Genomic DNA, 15,884 nt, shown 5'->3' on the forward strand with positions numbered 1-15,884 from the left:
GATCAGATCCCCACCGTGAAGTCGGACGACCAGACCTGGATGTCGTAGACGATCCGGTCCCAGATGCCTGTGATGAGCAGGATGCCGACCACGACGAGCATCCCGCCGCCGATCCGCATCACCCACGCGTAGTGCCGCTTGACCCAGCCGAACGCGCCCAGCGCGCGGCGGAAGGCCACGGCGGCGAGGACGAACGGGACGCCCAGGCCCAGGCAGTACGCCACCGTCAGCAGCGCGCCGCGCTCCGCGCTCGCCTGGTTCGAGGAGAGCGTGAGCACGGCGGCGAGGGTCGGGCCGATGCAGGGCGTCCAGCCGATCCCGAAGAGGACCCCGAGCATCGGCGCGCCCGCGAGCCCTATGGCGGGCCGCTTGTGGATACGGAACTCGCGCGAGGTGAAGCGCGACAGCGGCCCGAGCGCCCCCATGAACGCGAGGCCCAGGACGATCGTCAGCGCGCCCATCACCTGCGACAGGCCCGTCTTGTGCGCCTGGAGCGTCGCGCCGAAGCCGCCGAACAGGGCGCCCGTCGAGACGAACACCGCCGTGAAGCCGAGCACGAAGAGCCCGGCCCCGAGGAACATCCGCCCGCGCCGCGCCTCGGCCAGGTCCGTCCCGCTGACGCCCGTGACGTACGAGAGGTAGCCGGGGACCAGCGGGAGGACGCAGGGCGAGAAGAAGGAGACGAGGCCGCCGAGGAGGGCGACGGGGAGGGCCAGGAGGAGAGCGCCGTTGAGAACGGTCTCGTTCATTCCGGTGGCGGCGAGGGCGTTCATGGGAGGGTCACTTCGCCTCGATCAGGGGGTCGAGGGCGGAGCGCAGTTCCTTCTCGCTCAGCTCCTTGAGCGCCCGCACGGCGATCTTCCCGTCCTTGTCGAGGATGAGGGTGGAGGGGATCGCCTGCGGGGAGAGCGTGTTCTTGGGGAACTTGAGGATCAGCTTCCCGCTCGGGTCGTAGAAGCTGGGGTAGGTCACCCCGTAGTTCCGCTCGAACGCCTTGGCGTTCGCCTTGTCCAGGTCCCGGGTGTTGATCCCGAGGAACTGGACGCCCTTGTCCCGGGTGTCCTTGGCGACCTTCGCGAGGTTCGGGGCCTCGGCGCGGCACGGGCTGCACCAGGAGCCCCAGACGTTCAGGACGACGACCTTGCCCTTGTAGTCGGAGAGCTTGAGTTCCTTGCCCTCGACGGACTTTCCGGACAGGTCGGGAGGAGTCTGGCGTTTTCCGCTGGCCACCTTGGTGATCTGGCCCGTACCCTGCACGAACTTCGTGTCACCCGAGGCCGATCCGGTCTCGCCGTTGCCACACGCGGTCAGGACGAGCGCACCGGTGGCCGCCCCGGCTGCCAGCAGGGCGAGGCGACGGGATGCACGGCGGGTCTGGCTCATGTGAAAAGTTTCGCATGGCCCTCGAAGGGATCTTCCGCTGGGGGTTCCAGGCGTTGCCGGTCCCATCGGGCGCATGGTGATCCCATTCCTCACCCTGCTCACGGGAGAGGAGCTGAGGCCCGTGGCAGACGGGCCACGCTCTCTGCCCCGCCCCTCAGCCGGCCCTCAGTCGCCCCGTTCAGGCATCGGCCGATCCCGCCGGACAGGCGTCAGGCCCCGAAACCTTTCGCCCCCTTCTTGGGGCGGGCCCCCGCGCGCAGGTGCTCGGGGACGAGGTCCCGCGCGGGCTCGGTGTACCCGACGGCCAGCAGCCGGTCGCCGAGGAACGTGAAGCTCGTGAGCGAGGCGAGCGTGCACTGCCGGTGGCGCGGGTCGTGCCAGAGGCGGCGGCCCTCCACGAAGCTGCGCAGGATCCAGATCGGGAGCTGGTGGCTGACCAGCACCGCCTCGTGCCCCTTCGCCGCGTCCTTCGCGCGCTCCAGCGCCCCGCGCATCCGTACGACCTGGTCGAGGTACGGCTCGCCCCAGGACGGGCGGAACGGATTGCGCAGATGGCGCCAGTTCTCCGGCCTGCGCAGCGCGCCGTCGCCGACGCCGAACGTCTTGCCCTGGAAGACGTTGTCGGCCTCGATCAGCCGCTCGTCCGTGGCGATGTCCAGCCCGTGCGCCTTCGCGATCGGCGTCGCCGTCTCCTGCGCCCGCTCCAGCGGGGAGGCGCCGACGTGGGCGATGTCACGCTCGGCCAGGTGCTCGGCGACCCGGTCGGCCATCTCCCTGCCGAGTGCCGAGAGGTGATACCCGGGCAGGCGCCCGTAGAGGATGCCGTCCGGGTTCTCCACCTCGCCGTGCCGCATGACGTGGACGACGGTGACGGTCTTGTCCCCCGGCGCCGCGCCCGCTTCCTCGTCTCTCATGGCCCCTGTTCTGCTCATCCCGCTCGCACCGCTCATCCCGCCTATTCCACTCATTCCGGTCATGCTGCCGACGCCGCTCGTACCGCTCGTACCGCTCGCGCCGCGATCGCCGCTCGTACCGCTCACGCCGCGACTGCCTCCGCCGCGGCCCGGGCCGCCACCGGCAGCGCCTCGGCGATCCGTTCCACGGCCCGCTCGTCGTGCGCGGCGGAGACGAACCAGGACTCGAAGCCGGACGGCGGCAGATAGACGCCCTCGGCGAGCATCGCGTGGAAGAAGGCCGTGAAGCGGAACGACTCCTGGCGCTTGGCGTCCTCGTAGTTCCGCACGCCACGCTCGCCGAAGTCCCCGAAGAAGACGGAGAACATGCTGCCCGCCGTCTGCAGCGTGTGCGCCACGCCCTCCTTGGCCAGCGCCTCGCTCGCGAGCTGCCGCACCTGGCGCGAGGCGGCGTCCACCTTCTCGTACGCGGCGAAGCCGTCGGCGGCGAGGAGCCGGAGCTGGGCGACACCCGCCGCGGTCGCGACCGGGTTCCCGGAGAGGGTGCCCGCCTGGTATACCGGGCCGGCCGGGGCGAGGTGGTCCATGACGTCCTTGCGCCCGCCGAAGGCCGCGGCCGGGAAGCCGCCGCCCATGACCTTGCCGAACGTCATCAGGTCGGGGGTGACACCGTCGATCCCGTACCAGCCCTGCTTGCTCACCCGGAAGCCCGTCATCACCTCGTCGGAGACGTAGAGCGCGCCGTCCGCGGCGCACAGGTCCTTGAGGCCCTGGTTGAAGCCCTCGGCCGGCGGGACGATGCCCATGTTGCCCGGCGAGGCTTCGGTGATCACGCAGGCGATCTCGCGCGGGTGCGCGGCGAAAGCCTCGCGCACCGCGTCCAGATCGTTGTACGGCAGCACGATCGTGTCGCCCGCCGTCGCGCCCGTCACGCCCGGGGTGTCCGGCAGGCCGAAGGTCGCGACCCCGGACCCGGCGGAGGCGAGCAGCGCGTCGACGTGCCCGTGGTAGCACCCCGCGAACTTGATGACCTTGGACCGGCCCGTGAACCCGCGTGCCAGCCGGATCGCGGACATCGTCGCCTCGGTGCCCGACGACACCAGCCGCACCCGCTCGACCGGCTCGATACGTCCGGCGATCTCCTCGGCGAGCGCGACCTCGTCCTCGCCCGGCGTGCCGAAGGAGGTGCCCCGGTCCACGGCCCGCCGCACGGCCTCCGTGACCTCGGGGTGCGCGTGCCCGAGGATCATCGGCCCCCACGAACAGACCAGGTCCACGTACTCCCTGCCGTCCGCGTCCGTCAGATACGGGCCGGAGCCGGACACCATGAAACGGGGCGTGCCGCCCACCGCGCCGAACGCCCGCACCGGAGAGTTCACGCCTCCCGGCGTCACGGCGGCGGCGCGGTCGAAGAGGGACTGCGATACTGGGGCTTCGTACGAGTAAGTCACATCAGCCATGGTGTCAGAGCTTCGCGCGCGGGGGTCTGGGGGCGTTTCACAGTCCGTGAGGCGGGGAGGTCTCTGACACGATGATCGGGTTGCGCGGCGGGGGCTGTGCTTTCTGTGCATTCCGGGTTTCCCGTGAGCACCGTTTCTCACGGGTTTTACGAACGAGCGGTCGGGTGGTGACATGCATCGCGGTGGCGGACTGGGAGAGGGGACCGGCGGCCCTTTTGAGGCAGGCCCCGAGCGCGCGCCAGGACGCCACCGGCGCGCACGAGACGCCCGCGCGCAGGACCAGCGCGGCCGCGGTGAGGCCCGGCCCGAGGCCCGCGGCGAGTCCCGGCCCGAGGCCCGTGGGCGCGGTGCGGCGGACAGGACGGACAGCGGAAGCAGCAGGGGTGGCCGCGTGGGGGTGACCTACAAGTACTTCGGGGCACCGGACGGTGCCACGGCCGCCCGTGTGCCGATCTCCATGCGCCCGGAGGAGCTGGGGGGTGACGAGCTGGGGCACGGCATGTTCACCAAGATCAAGCCCGAGACGATGGCGGCGATGGTCCTGACCGGCATCGAGGGCATACCCCTGAATCGTGTGCCCCCGCTCGAACTCGTCGTCCTCCACCCGGACTACGCGGTCGTGAAGCTCCCCATGACGGTCGTCGACCCGCTGCGCGGCATCGGCGAGGAGTCGGTGGGCGCCGCGGCCTTCATCTGGTCCACCGTCCCGGACCGCGCGGGCCCCCAGGACGCGTTCAACGTGTACCAACTCCTGCACCGCTGGCAGGACTTCTCCGACCGCCTCCACGAGGCCGGCCACCAGGCATACTGCCTGGTGTGGCCCTAGGGTCCGTCACTTCCCCTCCGCCGGGGGGCCGTCGGGACGCAGCGGCCGCTCGAAGACCGTACGGAGCACGATCGTCGTCTTCGTGCCCGTCACCGAGGGGATCGAGCGGATGCGGTCCAGCGTGTCGGCGAGATCCTCCGTGCCCGAGGTGCGGACCTTGAGCCAGTAGCAGTCCTCCCCCGCCACCTCGTGCAGCTCCAGCACGGCCGGCTCGTCCCGCAGCCGCTCCGTCACGCGCTTCTTGGACTCCGAGCTGTGCTCGTACCGCAGCGCGACGTACGCGGCCGTGTCCGCCTCGACGCTCCCCGGGTCGAGCGCCGCGTGATAGCCGGTGATCACCCCGTCGCGCTCCAGCCGCTGGAGCCGCTCCCGTACGGACGGTTCGGACAGCCCGACGGTCCGGGCCAGCGCCCGCACCGTCTGCCTGCCGTCCCGCGCCATCTCGCGCAGGATCTCGCGGTCGACGTCATCCACGTGTCTGGTCATGGTGAGAACTTGTACCCCATCCCGAGTGGACCTATTATCTCGAAGGTGTTCCGGTGATTGACTTTCCATAAATGAGGTTCCATGCCGACTGAGCCTATTTTAAAGTCCACCCGCCCTCTGCTCCCCTGGCTCGCGCTCGTCACCGTCTGGATCTTCTGGGGTTCGACGTACCTGGGCATCAGGGCCGCCGTGGACACCATCCCCCCGCTGCTCATGGCGGGCTTCCGCTATCTGTTCGCGGGCGCGGTGATGTTCGCGGTGGTCGGGCCCCGGCACGCGCGCGGCGAACAGCGCCCGACCCGCCGCCAGATGGGCTCCGTCACGGTCGTCGCCGTACTGATGCTGGTCTGCGGAAACGGGCTGCTGAGCGTCGGCGAGGTGCACCTCGACTCGGGCCTCGCCGCGCTGATCGTGGCGACCGTCCCGGTCTGGATGGTGCTGGTCAACGCGGCGGTCACGCGGACGCGGGTCACGCTCACCATGGTGCTGGCGCTGGTCCTCGGCACCACGGGCGTGGCGGTGCTGATGGGCGGCCCGGGGTCGGAGGTCCACGTCGGCGCCGCCGCGCTCGTCGTGTTCGCCTCGCTGTGCTGGGCGACCGGCTCGGTGCAGGCACGCCGGGTGCCGCTGCCGAAGCATCCGCTGGTCGTGACGGCGCTGGAGATGCTGGTGGGCGGCGTGGTGCTGATCGTCCTGGGCGCGCTGACGGGGGAGTTCGCGCGGCTGGACCTCGCCGGGATCTCGGGCCGCTCCCTCGTGGGATTCCTGTGGCTGGTCGTCGCCGGCTCGATGCTCGCCTTCACCGCGTACGTCTACGCCAACGCGACCCTCCCCAACGACGCCGTGGCCACGTACGCCTACGTCAACCCCGTGGTCGCCGTCGCGCTGGGCGCGCTGATCGACGGGGAGGCGCTCAGCCTGAACGTCCTGCTCGGCGGCGGGATCATCGTCGGGGCCGTCGTCCTCATCGTCGGCGGAAAGGCGCTGGCCCGCCGCCTCGGCCGCCACCGCGACGGGGACGAGGGGGCCGGAACCGGGGGCGGTTCCGGGTCTGTGGGGCGGCCCCCCGAGGGCCGAGCGGAGGACCCGGCCGGGAGCCCGTCCGAGAGCCCTTCGGGGAGTCCTTCGGGGAGCCCTTCCGGGAGCCGGTGAGCTGCGGAGGCGCGTTCTCCACCGCCTCGCTCGTCTACGCTGCCCGCCATGCTGCACCTGCGACTGATCGCCCCGGCGGACCGGAGCGAGAGCGTGATCGAGCTCCTGGAGGGGACGGTCGGGACCGCCCACCTCGTCGTGCTGCCGGGCGCGGCACGCGAGCCCGCGGGCGACGTCATCATGTGCGACGTCGCCCGCGAGGCGGGCGACGATCTGCTGCGCGCCCTGCGCTCCTCGGGCCTCACCGAGCACGGTTCGATATCCGTCGAGAACATCGACCTGTCGCTGTCCGAACGCGCGGACCGGGCCCAGGAGGACGCTCCCGGTGAGGGCGTCGACGCGGTGCTCTGGGAGTCGCTGTCCGAGGCCACGCACGAGGAGTCGCGGCTGACGGTCACCTATCTCGCCTTCCTCACCGTGGCCACGATGCTCGCGGCCTGCGGCGTGCTGACGGACAGCGCGATCCTGATCGTCGGCGCGATGGTCGTCGGCCCGGAGTTCGGCCCGCTCGCGGGGGTGTGCACGGGGCTCGTACGGCGCGCGCCCCGGCTCGCGCTGCGCTCGCTGACCGCGCTGCTGGTGGGCTTCCCGGTGGCGATGCTGCTGACGGGCGCGTTCAGCCTGGTGATGGACGGGGTCGGGCTGTTCTCGAAGGAGGACTTCCTCAAGCCGCACCCGGTGAGCGAGTTCGTGTGGCAGCCGGACGCGATGTCGTTCGTGGTCGCGCTGCTCGCGGGCGTCGCCGGGATCCTCTCGCTGACCTCGTCGAAGTCGGGCGCGCTGGTGGGCGTCGCGATCTCGGTGACCACGGTGCCCGCCGCCGCGAACGCCGCGCTGGCGCTCAGCTACGGCAACCTGACCGAGACCTGGGGCTCGTTCGCCCAGCTCCTCGTCAACCTCGGCGGCATCCTGCTCGCCGGGACGCTCACGCTGCTGGGCCAGAAGCTCTTCTGGGCCCGCATGCGCGGCCGTACCTCCGCACGCGCCCCGGGCGCACGCTCCACGGGCGCCACGGGCTCCTGAACGCGCAAGGCGCCCCGCCGCGGCATCGTCATCGCCGCGGCGGGGCGCCCGTGGTGCATCCGCTGTGCTCCCGTGGTGCCTGCGCCCGTGGGGGGGGCTCAGCGGGGAGCGGCTGCCGTCCCGTCACTCATCGGCGGGATCGACGCCCCCCTTCTTCACCGTCACCCCTACGCTGTCATCGGCGTCCTCGGGCATGACATCCGCCGCTTCCTTGTCCGGCGAGTCCGGCGACGCGGGGCCGATACGGATCTCGAAGTCGCCGTCGTACAGCTCGTTACCGGCGATGACCGCGCTGCTGACGACCTCCTCGCCGACCTCGCCACGGATGATCAGCGGGTCCCTGCGCAGGTCACGCAGGAGCGACACGCAGAGTCCGACCATGACGACGGTGAACGGGACGGCCACCAGGATCGTGAGGTTCTTCAGGCCTTCCAGGGCCTTGTCCCCACCACCGCCGATCATCAGCATGACCGCGGCCACCGCACCGGTCAGGGCGCCCCAGGCGATCACGACGAGCCGGGACGGCTCCATCGTGCCCTTCTGGGAGAGCGTGCCCATGACGATCGACGCGGCGTCGGCGCCCGAGACGAAGAAGATCGCCACGAGGATCATGACCAGCAGGCCGGTGACGCCCGCGAGCGGGTACTCGCGGAGCAGCGAGAAGAACTGCGCCTCCTGACCGAGCTTCGCCAGGCCCTTCCCGTCGGCCTCCAGCTTCATCGACGTACCGCCGAAGATCGCGAACCAGATCAGGGACACGACGCTCGGCACGAGGATGACGCCGCCGACGAACTGGCGGATGGTGCGGCCCCGGCTGATGCGGGCGATGAACATGCCCACGAACGGCGTCCAGGAGATCCACCACGCCCAGTAGAAGACCGTGTTGCCCGCGAGCCAGTCGGCGACGCCCTTGCCGCTGCTCGCGTCCGTACGGCCCATGAGCTGCGGCAGATCACCGAAGAAGGCGCCCAGCGACGTCGGCACCATGTCCAGCATCAGGATCGTCGGCCCCGCGATGAAGACGAACAGGGCGAGCATCCCGGCCAGCACCATGTTGGTGTTGGACAGCCACTGGATGCCCTTCTCGACGCCGGAGACGGCAGAGAGGATGAAGCACGCCGTGAGCACGACGATGATGGCGACGAGCAGCCCGGTGCTGACGTCGTCCATCCAGTCGGCTTCCTTCATGCCGCTGCCGATCTGGAGCGCGCCCAGACCGAGCGAGGCGGCGGAACCGAACAGGGTCGCGAAGATCGCCAGAATGTCGATGACCTTGCCGACCGGCCCGTTCGCGTTCTTCTTGCCGATGAGCGGGGTGAACACCGCGCTGATCGTCTGACGGCGCCCCCGCCGGAAACAGCTATACGCGATGGCCAGGCCGACCACCGCGTAGATCGCCCACGGGTGCAGCGTCCAGTGGAAGAGCGTGGTCGCCATGGACGTCGACATCTTGGCCGCGTCGTCCGGCGGGTCGGTGCCGGGGGGCGGTGCACTGAAGTGGGTGAGCGGCTCGCTCACGCCGTAGAACATCAGACCGATGCCCATGCCCGCGCTGAACATCATCGCGACCCAGGACACGGTCTTGAACTCCGGCTCCTCCCCCTCCTTCCCAAGGGTGATCTTGCCGTACCGGCTGAAGGCCAGCCACAGGGAGAAGATCACGAAGCCGGAGGCGGCGAGCACGAAGGCCCAACCGCCGTTGTGCATCGTCCAGTCCAGCATGTCGGCCGAGACGTTCCCGAGGGAGTCCGTCCCGACCGCGCCCCAGACAACAAAGGCAAGGGTCAATACCGCCGTGACGCCGAATACCACTCGGTCTGTCTGCGGGCCACGGGCCAGACCCCCGCTGGAGGCATGTGCCTCCTCTGTCTCATGTTTCACTTTGCCCTATCGCCCTTCCTCCGGCGTGCATCCGGACCTCTCTTGATCTGCAGTGATCTGCTGAGCTTCCTGACATGAATCCGGAGGGCCGCTACCCGGGTTCGTCGAAACTAATCCGGTCATACGCATTGCCCAAACCTTTACATTCCGCCCAACTTCCGTACCGGCAACTGTCCATGACGTGCCGTCAGTTGTCATGATCACGCTGTACGTCAACATGAAAACAGCGGCCAGCCTAGGGCCGACCTTGCCGCGAAGCACGGCGAAGCACAGCTAAGAGGCGGCAACGACGCGCCAACGCCACACGGGTGCGCGGCATTGAGCGTCATTTCAGGGGGCTCCGAGGGAGCCCTCCCAGGGCTCCCCGAGGGCCCCCGAGCGCATCTCCGAGGACTCCTCCGGGGGCCGCCTTGAGGACTCTTCCAGGGGCTCCCCCGAGGACCCCCTTGAGGACTCCTCCGGGGGCTCCCCCGGGGACTCCGGGGCCGTGAGCCCCTCGGGCAGCTCACCCGTCAGATAGCGCTGGACCGTGGGCGCCACCCAGGCGACGACCTCCTCCCGGGAGAGCCGGGCGACGGGCGGCAGGCCCAGCACATAGCGCCCCAGCGCGAGGCCGAGGATCTGCGAGGCGACCAGGGCCGCACGCGTGTGCGCCCACTCCGGCTCGGGGCTCACGATCTCGGCGACGGGGGCGAGCTGCTTGCTGAAGATGTCGCGTATCCGCTCGGCACCCTCGGCGTTCGTGGCGGCCACGCGCAGCAGCGCCGTCAGCGTCTCGTCCTCCTCCCAGCGGCCCACGAAGTGGCCGACGAGGGCGCCGCCGATGTGCGCCCTCGGCACGTACGAGACGTCGGGCAGGCGCAGGTCGAACTCGGAGGCGGCGGCGAAGAGCCCCGCCTTGTTCCCGTAGTAGCGCATCACCATCGCCGGGTCGATTCCGGCCTCGCGGGCGATGAGGCGGATCGTCGCCCGCTCGTACCCGTCGGCCGCGAAGCAGTCGCGCGCCGCGCGGAGGATCGCGGCCCGCGTCGCGTCGGAGCGGCGGGCTGGAGTTTCGGTCATGTCAACAACTGTAGGCCAACAGGTGTTGACGCGCCACTGGTCGCGGCTCTAATGTGCCAACAAGCGTTGACCAACAAGTGTTGACCCGGCCCTGTTCAGGGAGGCAGCGATGTCACGCACCACCGGTTCCACCAGCTCAGCCCACGCCACCGGCCCTGCCACCAGCCCCGCGACCGGCCCCGCAGCGGACCCCGCGCGCGCCGTGGACACGGACGTGATCGTGGTCGGGGCGGGTCCGACCGGCCTGCTGCTCGCGGGCGATCTCGCGGCGTCCGGCCACTCCGTCACCCTCGTCGAGCGCCGGTCCGGCGAGACGAGCAATCTCACCCGCGCCCTCGTCGTGCACGCCCGCACGCTGGAGCAGCTCGACGCGCGCGGTCTGGCCGAAGAGCTGATCGCCGTGGGCCACCCCGTGGACCGCCTCCGGCTGTTCGGCCACGCGACCCTCGACCCCACCCGCCTCCCCACCCGCTTCCCGTTCGTGCTGGTCACCCCGCAGTTCCAGGTGGAGCGGCTGCTGGAGGCCCGGGCCCGCAAGGCGGGCGTCGTCTTCCGGCACGGCGCGAAGGTGACCGCGCTGCGCCAGGACGCGGAAGGGGCCGAGGTCGATCTGGACGAGGGCGCGTCCGGGGTGTCCACGCTCCGCGGCCGCTATCTCGTCGGCACCGACGGAGTGCACAGCACCATCAGGGAGGCCCTCGGGCTGCCGTTCCCCGGCAAGTCGGTGATCCGCTCCATCGTCCTCGCGGACGTGCGACTGTCCGATCCGCCCGCCTCGCCCTTCGCCGTCGCCGCGACGGACCGGGCCTTCGCCCTGGCCGCCCCGTTCGGCGACGGGTGGTATCGGGTGATGGGCTGGTCCCGCGACCGCCAGCTCCCCGACGGCGAGCCGGTCGAGCTGGACGAGGTGAAGGACTTCACCCGGCGGGCGCTCGGCACGGACTTCGGGATGCACGACCCGCGCTGGATGTCCCGCTTCCACAGCGACGAGCGCCAGGCCCCGTCCTATCGCGTGGGCCGCGCCTTCCTCGCGGGCGACGCGGCGCATGTCCACTCCCCCGCCGGCGGCCAGGGGATGAACACGGGCCTGCAGGACGCGGCCAACCTGAGCTGGAAGCTCTCGATGGTCCTCCAGGGCCGGTCACCCGAGTCCCTGCTGGACACCTATGAGACCGAGCGGCACCCGGTGGGCAAGCAGGTGCTGCGCTCCAGCGGAGCGATCATCCGGCTCGCGATCATGACCGCCCCCGGCAGCGCGCTCCTGCGCACGCTCACGGCCGGGGCGGTCAACCGGATCCGGCCCCTCGGCCGCCGCGCGATGCGCACCATCTCGGGCCTCTCCTTCGCGTACGCGACACCGGACGGCGCCCACCCCCTGGCCGGAAAGCGCGCCCCCGACCTGGCGCTCGCCTCCGGGCGGCTCTATGAGGCGCTGCGCGAGGGCCGGTTCGTCCTGGTGACGCCCCGGGGCTCCATCAGGGCCCGCGAGGAGGACCCCCGCGTCGTCCACGCCGAGTACGCGCGAGGGGGCAAGCACACCCTCCTGATCCGTCCCGACGGGCACATAGCGTGGGCGGCCGACGGCGAGCCGACCGCCGCCGCGCTGCGACAGGCGCTCACCGCCTGGACCGGGCCCGAGACCACGGCGTAAGGCATCGGCGCGAGGCCACCGCGTGAGGCTGTCTGCCCCGTCGCGAGCCCTCGGCGTGAGGCTGCCTACCTCGGCGATAGGCCTGGGCGCGAGACCCTCGGCGTGGGGCTGTCTGCCGCGGCATGAGGCCACGGCGTGAGACCGCCGCGCAGGGTGGGCGCCTAGTCTGCGGCCATGATGATCGCCCGCTCCGTCCCGCTGTTCGTCCTCGCCGCGCTGTTCGAGATCGGGGGCGCCTGGCTGGTCTGGCAGGGCGTCCGCGAGCACCGGGGATGGATCTGGATCGGCACGGGCGTGCTGGCCCTGGGGGTGTACGGGTTCGTGGCCACGCTCCAGCCCGACGCGAACTTCGGCCGCATCCTCGCGGCCTACGGCGGAGTGTTCGTCGCCGGGTCGCTGGCCTGGGGCATGGCGATGGACGGCTTCCGTCCCGACCGCTGGGACGTGACGGGGGCGCTGATCTGTCTCGCCGGGGTAGCGGTGATCATGTACGCACCCCGGGGCAACTGAGGCGGTGTCCCCGGAGCTTCGGGCCAGAGGGACCGGCACGACCGTGACCCTCGGCACGTTGACTCCACAGGGGCGCGTGGTCGCCGTAAGCCCGCTGGTCAGCGGGCCGGGTGCGGCGCAAAACGGAAAAGACTGACTTTGGCCAACATAGCCACCGGCCGACCGGACGGGCGTGCGGCCTGTGCGATAGACATTGTTGTCCACCGCCCCAACTGGCGGCTGAACAAGTTCGACAGGACCAGGAGGCAGCCGTGCCGTGGAGGGCAAGGACGTGTGCCGCGCTTGCGAGGTATGCCACAGGCGGCGTGAGTGCCGCCCTGGCCCTCCTGCTGACGGGTGCCCTCGCCGCCTGCACCGGCTCCTCCGATCCGGCCGACGAGACCGACACCAAACCCGGCGATCCCTCGGCGACCGCGTCCACCGCGCCCCCCGGCAAGCACCGCACCCTGCCCGAGGCCTGCGGGACCGTCAGCGTCGCCACGCTCAGGGACCTGCTCCCCGGCGCCGCCGCCGAGGAGGAGGCCACGGACGACGGCTCGGGAAGTGACGACCCCAGCCCCTCGCCGTACGAGGGCGAGGCCAGCGTGACGTATGACACGGACCGGCGGGTGGGCTGCCGTTGGAAGAGCGCCACCACGCTCGGCACCCGGCATCTCTCGATCGACTTCGAGCGCGTCGTCTCCTACGATCCGGCGGTCAGCGACGACGAGCAGGCCGGACTGCTCTATGAGAGAAAGGCCACCAAGGCGGACATCCCCCTCACCAGTCCCACCCCGGAAGAGAGCGACGACGCCGCCGACGAGACCGGCGACTCCGAGGACTCCGACTCCCCCGATCCCTCCGAATCCCCTGACGGGAGCGGGGAGAAGGGCAAGGGAGACAAGGAGAAGGACGGCGCGGAGAAGTCCGGGAAGGACAAGGAGAAGGGCGACGCCGAGGGCGACGGCGCGAGCGCGGATGAGACGGACGCCACCCAGGACGGGACGGGCGAGCAGCTCTCTCCTCGTACGCTGGACGGCATTGGCGACGCCGCCTACATCAACGACAAACTGGACACTGAGGACTCCGGCGTCCACCGGGACATCACCCTGGTCTTCCGGACGGCCAACGTGATCGCGACGGTCGAGTACGACCAGTGGGTCACCGACAAGCACCGGATCCCGGGCAGCCGAGAGCTCCAGCGGAAGGCCCACGAGCTCGCGGAACAGCTCGTCGGACAGTTCGAGGAGGAGTGAGCCGCGCGGGCCGTGCCCGGCCCGGGGTGACCTGACACACGCGTGGGCGGTGCCACGAATCGCCCACGGCGCCTCATGAGCCGCGTACCGTGCCGTCCAGCAAAGCCACCCCTCAGCCTCCAGAAACGAAGAATCCCCGGAAGCGAAGGAACCATGCACCGAAACGCCCCGCGCATCGCCCGTACTCTCGCCTGTGCGGCAGTCGCGCTGCCCGTCCTGCTGGTCGCCGGCTGCTCCTCGGACTCCGACAACGGCGGGGAGGACGCGCCCTCGGCCTCCGCCAGCAAGTCCAAGCCGGCGAAGGTCGCGCCCGCGAAGTTCAAGGAGCTGCCCGACTCCTGCAAGAGCATCGGCAAGGGCACGGTCAAGGACCTGGTCCCCAAGTCCGACAACGAGGCGGGCAAGCGCGTCGGCTCCGGCGACGCCAACGACTCCACGAGCTGCCTGTGGAGCGGCCTGGACAAGTACGACTACCGGCAGTTGACGATCTCGCTCAAGCGCTTCGACTCCGAGGCCTCGCTGGGCACCGGCGACAAGCGCGCCGGTCGGTTCCTGGACGAGCGCGTCGGCGAGACCATGGACAACAAGGACAACAAGAAGACCAAGCAGGCCGATGTCGCCGGCGCCGGCGACCAGGCCACCTCGGTCAGCTACGAGACCAAGAAGAAGGACTCGAAGGGCAAGTCCGAGGACTTCACCGGCGAGCGCTTCGTCGCCCGCACGGCCAACGTGGTCGTGACCGTGGACTACGAGGGCGCGGGCTTCGAGGACGGCAAGACGCCCAAGGCCGAGGACCTGAAGAAGAAGGCCGAGAAGGCCGCGAAGGAAGCCATCACCAACATCAAGTAGCGCGCGGGCGCCCTCCGGAGTTCTCCCGGAGGGCGCCTTCCGCCTTGACGCGTATGCCAGGCTGGGCCCGCCAGTTTCCGAGGGTGGGGGACAACTCCAGTGCAGGGCGTACAACTCACGCGAATACACCGCATACTCATCGCGGTCGTCGTCACCGGCGCCGTGGTGATCGCAGCGATCGGTTTCGCCGGATCGTTCTCGGCCGTTCGCGATCTCGCGGAGAAGAAGGGCTTCGGCGCCTTCGCGCCCTACTTCCCGATCGGCGTCGACGCGGGCATCGTCGTCCTCCTCGCGCTCGACCTGCTCCTCACCTGGATCCGCATCCCCTTCCCGCTGCTGCGCCAGACCGCCTGGCTGCTGACGGCCGCCACCATCGCGTTCAACGGTGCCGCCGCGTGGCCCGATCCGCTCGGGGTCGGGATGCACGCGGTGATCCCCGTGCTCTTCGTCGTCACGGTCGAGGCCGCGCGGCACGCGATCGGCCGCGTCGCGGACATCACCGCCGACAAGCACATGGAGGGCGTACGGCTGTCGCGCTGGCTGCTGGCGTTCCCCTCCACGTTCCGGCTGTGGCGCCGGATGAAGCTGTGGGAGCTGCGCTCGTACGACGAGGTGATCCGGATGGAGCAGGACCGGCTCGTCTACGAGACGCGGCTGAGGGCGCGTTACGGGCGCGCGTGGCGGCGCAAGGCGCCCGTCGAGGCGCTGATGCCGCTGAAGCTCGCGCGTTACGGGGTGCCGCTCGCCAAGAGCCTGACGACGGTGCCCACGCCGCCGGAGGCCCTCCAGGCGGCCGCCCCCACAACCGGCCCCGGCCCCGGCCCCGAACTCCTCGCCGAACCAGTTCCCGCGACCGCGACCGCGTCGACGCCCGGCGCCGAACAGGCCCCCGAATCCGCCCCGTTGGTGAAACCCGAGCCCGAGCCCGCCCCCGCGCCGGAGCCGCAAGCCACGCCCCACCCCGAACCCGCACCCGAACCGGAACCCGGGCCCGCGCCCGCGCCGGTCGCGGAGCCCGCGCCGCCGACGCCCGAGCCCGCACCGACGCCCGAACCCGAGCCCGAGCCCGCGTACGCCGTCTCAGCCGCCGTCGCCGAGCAGCACGATCCCGGCCCCCGCGTGACCGTTCCCGTGACGCCCGGCGGGCGTCGGCGGACGCTCTCCTCGCCCGCCGTCCCCGACGACCAGCCCGTCGGGATACCGGACGGGATACCGCGCGAGGAGATGTACTTCGAGGCGTACCGCCAGTACGTCGCCGCGCAGGGCATCCGGCCCAACGCCCGCCAGCTCGCCCGTACGCTCCACGAGGACTTCGGCGTGACGACCGCCGACGGCGGGCTGCTCAGCGAGAGCTATCTCCTCACGTACATGCGCGAGTTCAAGGACCGCTACAACACCGAGATGGGCCTCGCGGGCTGACCCCGGGCCCCGGAACCCGAACCCGAACCCGGG

Annotated in this window: 14 protein-coding genes and 1 pseudogene; 8 read left to right on the top strand and 7 right to left on the bottom strand. The window is 70.8% G+C overall.

Annotated features, from left to right (window positions below; genetic code table 11):
* Positions 1–2 precede the first annotated feature (2 nt).
* The 4 genes from ABD343_RS16065 to hemL all read right to left on the bottom strand — a co-directional run bounded on the left by ABD343_RS16065 (position 3) and on the right by hemL (position 3,748).
* A complete protein-coding gene (locus tag ABD343_RS16065; protein ID WP_344528441.1) occupies positions 3–773 on the bottom strand; it encodes a cytochrome c biogenesis CcdA family protein in 771 nt (256 codons plus the stop codon).
* 7 nt (positions 774–780) lie between these two features.
* Positions 781–1,383 (bottom strand): TlpA family protein disulfide reductase, encoded by a 603-nt coding sequence (locus ABD343_RS16070; protein ID WP_344528443.1) that lies wholly within the window; start codon positions 1,381–1,383, stop codon positions 781–783.
* Positions 1,384–1,592: 209 nt separating this feature from the next.
* A complete protein-coding gene (locus ABD343_RS16075) occupies positions 1,593–2,297 on the bottom strand; it encodes a histidine phosphatase family protein (protein WP_344528445.1) in 705 nt (234 codons plus the stop codon).
* Positions 2,298–2,419: 122 nt separating this feature from the next.
* Entirely contained in the window at positions 2,420–3,748 is a 1,329-nt protein-coding gene (hemL, locus tag ABD343_RS16080) for a glutamate-1-semialdehyde 2,1-aminomutase (RefSeq protein ID WP_344528629.1), read from the bottom strand.
* A 400-nt stretch (positions 3,749–4,148) separates the two neighbouring features.
* Here hemL and ABD343_RS16085 point away from each other — a divergent pair, with 400 nt between their 5' ends.
* Positions 4,149–4,583, top strand: coding sequence for a hypothetical protein (locus ABD343_RS16085; protein ID WP_425578187.1), 435 nt, complete (start codon positions 4,149–4,151; stop codon positions 4,581–4,583).
* Between the two features lie 6 nt (positions 4,584–4,589).
* On the opposite strand, the gene ABD343_RS16090 is transcribed toward ABD343_RS16085, so the two are convergent.
* The gene (locus ABD343_RS16090) at positions 4,590–5,069 is read right to left on the bottom strand and encodes an Lrp/AsnC family transcriptional regulator (protein ID WP_344528449.1); all 480 of its coding nucleotides are present in this window, start codon (positions 5,067–5,069) and stop codon (positions 4,590–4,592) included.
* An 81-nt stretch (positions 5,070–5,150) separates the two neighbouring features.
* On the opposite strand from ABD343_RS16090, the gene ABD343_RS16095 reads away from it, so the two are divergent.
* Together ABD343_RS16095 and ABD343_RS16100 are read left to right on the top strand one after the other, a co-directional pair.
* A complete protein-coding gene (locus ABD343_RS16095; RefSeq protein WP_344528450.1) occupies positions 5,151–6,221 on the top strand; it encodes an EamA family transporter in 1,071 nt (356 codons plus the stop codon).
* A 48-nt stretch (positions 6,222–6,269) separates the two neighbouring features.
* The gene (locus ABD343_RS16100; protein ID WP_344528452.1) at positions 6,270–7,244 is read left to right on the top strand and encodes a DUF389 domain-containing protein; all 975 of its coding nucleotides are present in this window, start codon (positions 6,270–6,272) and stop codon (positions 7,242–7,244) included.
* A gap of 123 nt (positions 7,245–7,367) precedes the next feature.
* Here the strand turns inward: ABD343_RS16100 and ABD343_RS16105 are convergent, their stop codons facing one another.
* Entirely contained in the window at positions 7,368–9,125 is a 1,758-nt protein-coding gene (locus tag ABD343_RS16105; protein WP_344528454.1) for a BCCT family transporter, read from the bottom strand.
* Between the two features lie 498 nt (positions 9,126–9,623).
* Positions 9,624–10,187 (bottom strand): annotated as a pseudogene (locus ABD343_RS16110) (TetR/AcrR family transcriptional regulator); the annotation flags it as partial.
* 109 nt (positions 10,188–10,296) lie between these two features.
* Here ABD343_RS16110 and ABD343_RS16115 point away from each other — a divergent pair.
* The 5 genes from ABD343_RS16115 (at position 10,297) to ABD343_RS16135 (ending at position 15,851) form a co-directional block, all read left to right on the top strand.
* Entirely contained in the window at positions 10,297–11,838 is a 1,542-nt protein-coding gene (locus ABD343_RS16115; RefSeq protein ID WP_344528456.1) for an FAD-dependent monooxygenase, read from the top strand.
* A gap of 174 nt (positions 11,839–12,012) precedes the next feature.
* The gene (locus ABD343_RS16120; protein WP_344528458.1) at positions 12,013–12,348 is read left to right on the top strand and encodes a YnfA family protein; all 336 of its coding nucleotides are present in this window, start codon (positions 12,013–12,015) and stop codon (positions 12,346–12,348) included.
* A gap of 305 nt (positions 12,349–12,653) precedes the next feature.
* Positions 12,654–13,583 carry a hypothetical protein gene (locus tag ABD343_RS16125; RefSeq protein WP_344528460.1) on the top strand — a complete coding sequence of 310 codons (930 nt, stop codon included), beginning with the start codon at positions 12,654–12,656 and terminating at the stop codon, positions 13,581–13,583.
* A gap of 153 nt (positions 13,584–13,736) precedes the next feature.
* Positions 13,737–14,432, top strand: a complete 696-nt coding sequence (locus tag ABD343_RS16130) for a DUF3558 domain-containing protein (protein WP_344528462.1) — start codon at positions 13,737–13,739, stop codon at positions 14,430–14,432.
* Positions 14,433–14,531: 99 nt separating this feature from the next.
* A complete protein-coding gene (locus ABD343_RS16135; RefSeq protein WP_344528463.1) occupies positions 14,532–15,851 on the top strand; it encodes a DUF2637 domain-containing protein in 1,320 nt (439 codons plus the stop codon).
* The last annotated feature ends 33 nt before the right edge of the window (positions 15,852–15,884 follow it).

The organism is Streptomyces albiaxialis (genome assembly GCF_039530985.1).
Classification (GTDB): Bacteria; Actinomycetota; Actinomycetes; order Streptomycetales; family Streptomycetaceae; genus Streptomyces; species Streptomyces albiaxialis.

Excerpts from the sequence above, each read along its gene's own strand:
- ABD343_RS16075 (WP_344528445.1), bottom strand. The coding sequence starts at position 2,297 with ATGAGAGACGAGGAAGCGGGCGCGGCGCCGGGGGACAAGACCGTCACC.
- ABD343_RS16070 (WP_344528443.1), bottom strand. The coding sequence starts at position 1,383 with ATGAGCCAGACCCGCCGTGCATCCCGTCGCCTCGCCCTGCTGGCAGCC.
- ABD343_RS16065 (WP_344528441.1), bottom strand. The coding sequence starts at position 773 with ATGAACGCCCTCGCCGCCACCGGAATGAACGAGACCGTTCTCAACGGC.
- ABD343_RS16090 (WP_344528449.1), bottom strand. The coding sequence starts at position 5,069 with ATGACCAGACACGTGGATGACGTCGACCGCGAGATCCTGCGCGAGATG.
- ABD343_RS16120 (WP_344528458.1), top strand. The coding sequence starts at position 12,013 with ATGATGATCGCCCGCTCCGTCCCGCTGTTCGTCCTCGCCGCGCTGTTC.
- ABD343_RS16100 (WP_344528452.1), top strand. The coding sequence starts at position 6,270 with ATGCTGCACCTGCGACTGATCGCCCCGGCGGACCGGAGCGAGAGCGTG.
- ABD343_RS16095 (WP_344528450.1), top strand. The coding sequence starts at position 5,151 with ATGCCGACTGAGCCTATTTTAAAGTCCACCCGCCCTCTGCTCCCCTGG.
- ABD343_RS16115 (WP_344528456.1), top strand. The coding sequence starts at position 10,297 with ATGTCACGCACCACCGGTTCCACCAGCTCAGCCCACGCCACCGGCCCT.
- ABD343_RS16130 (WP_344528462.1), top strand. The coding sequence starts at position 13,737 with ATGCACCGAAACGCCCCGCGCATCGCCCGTACTCTCGCCTGTGCGGCA.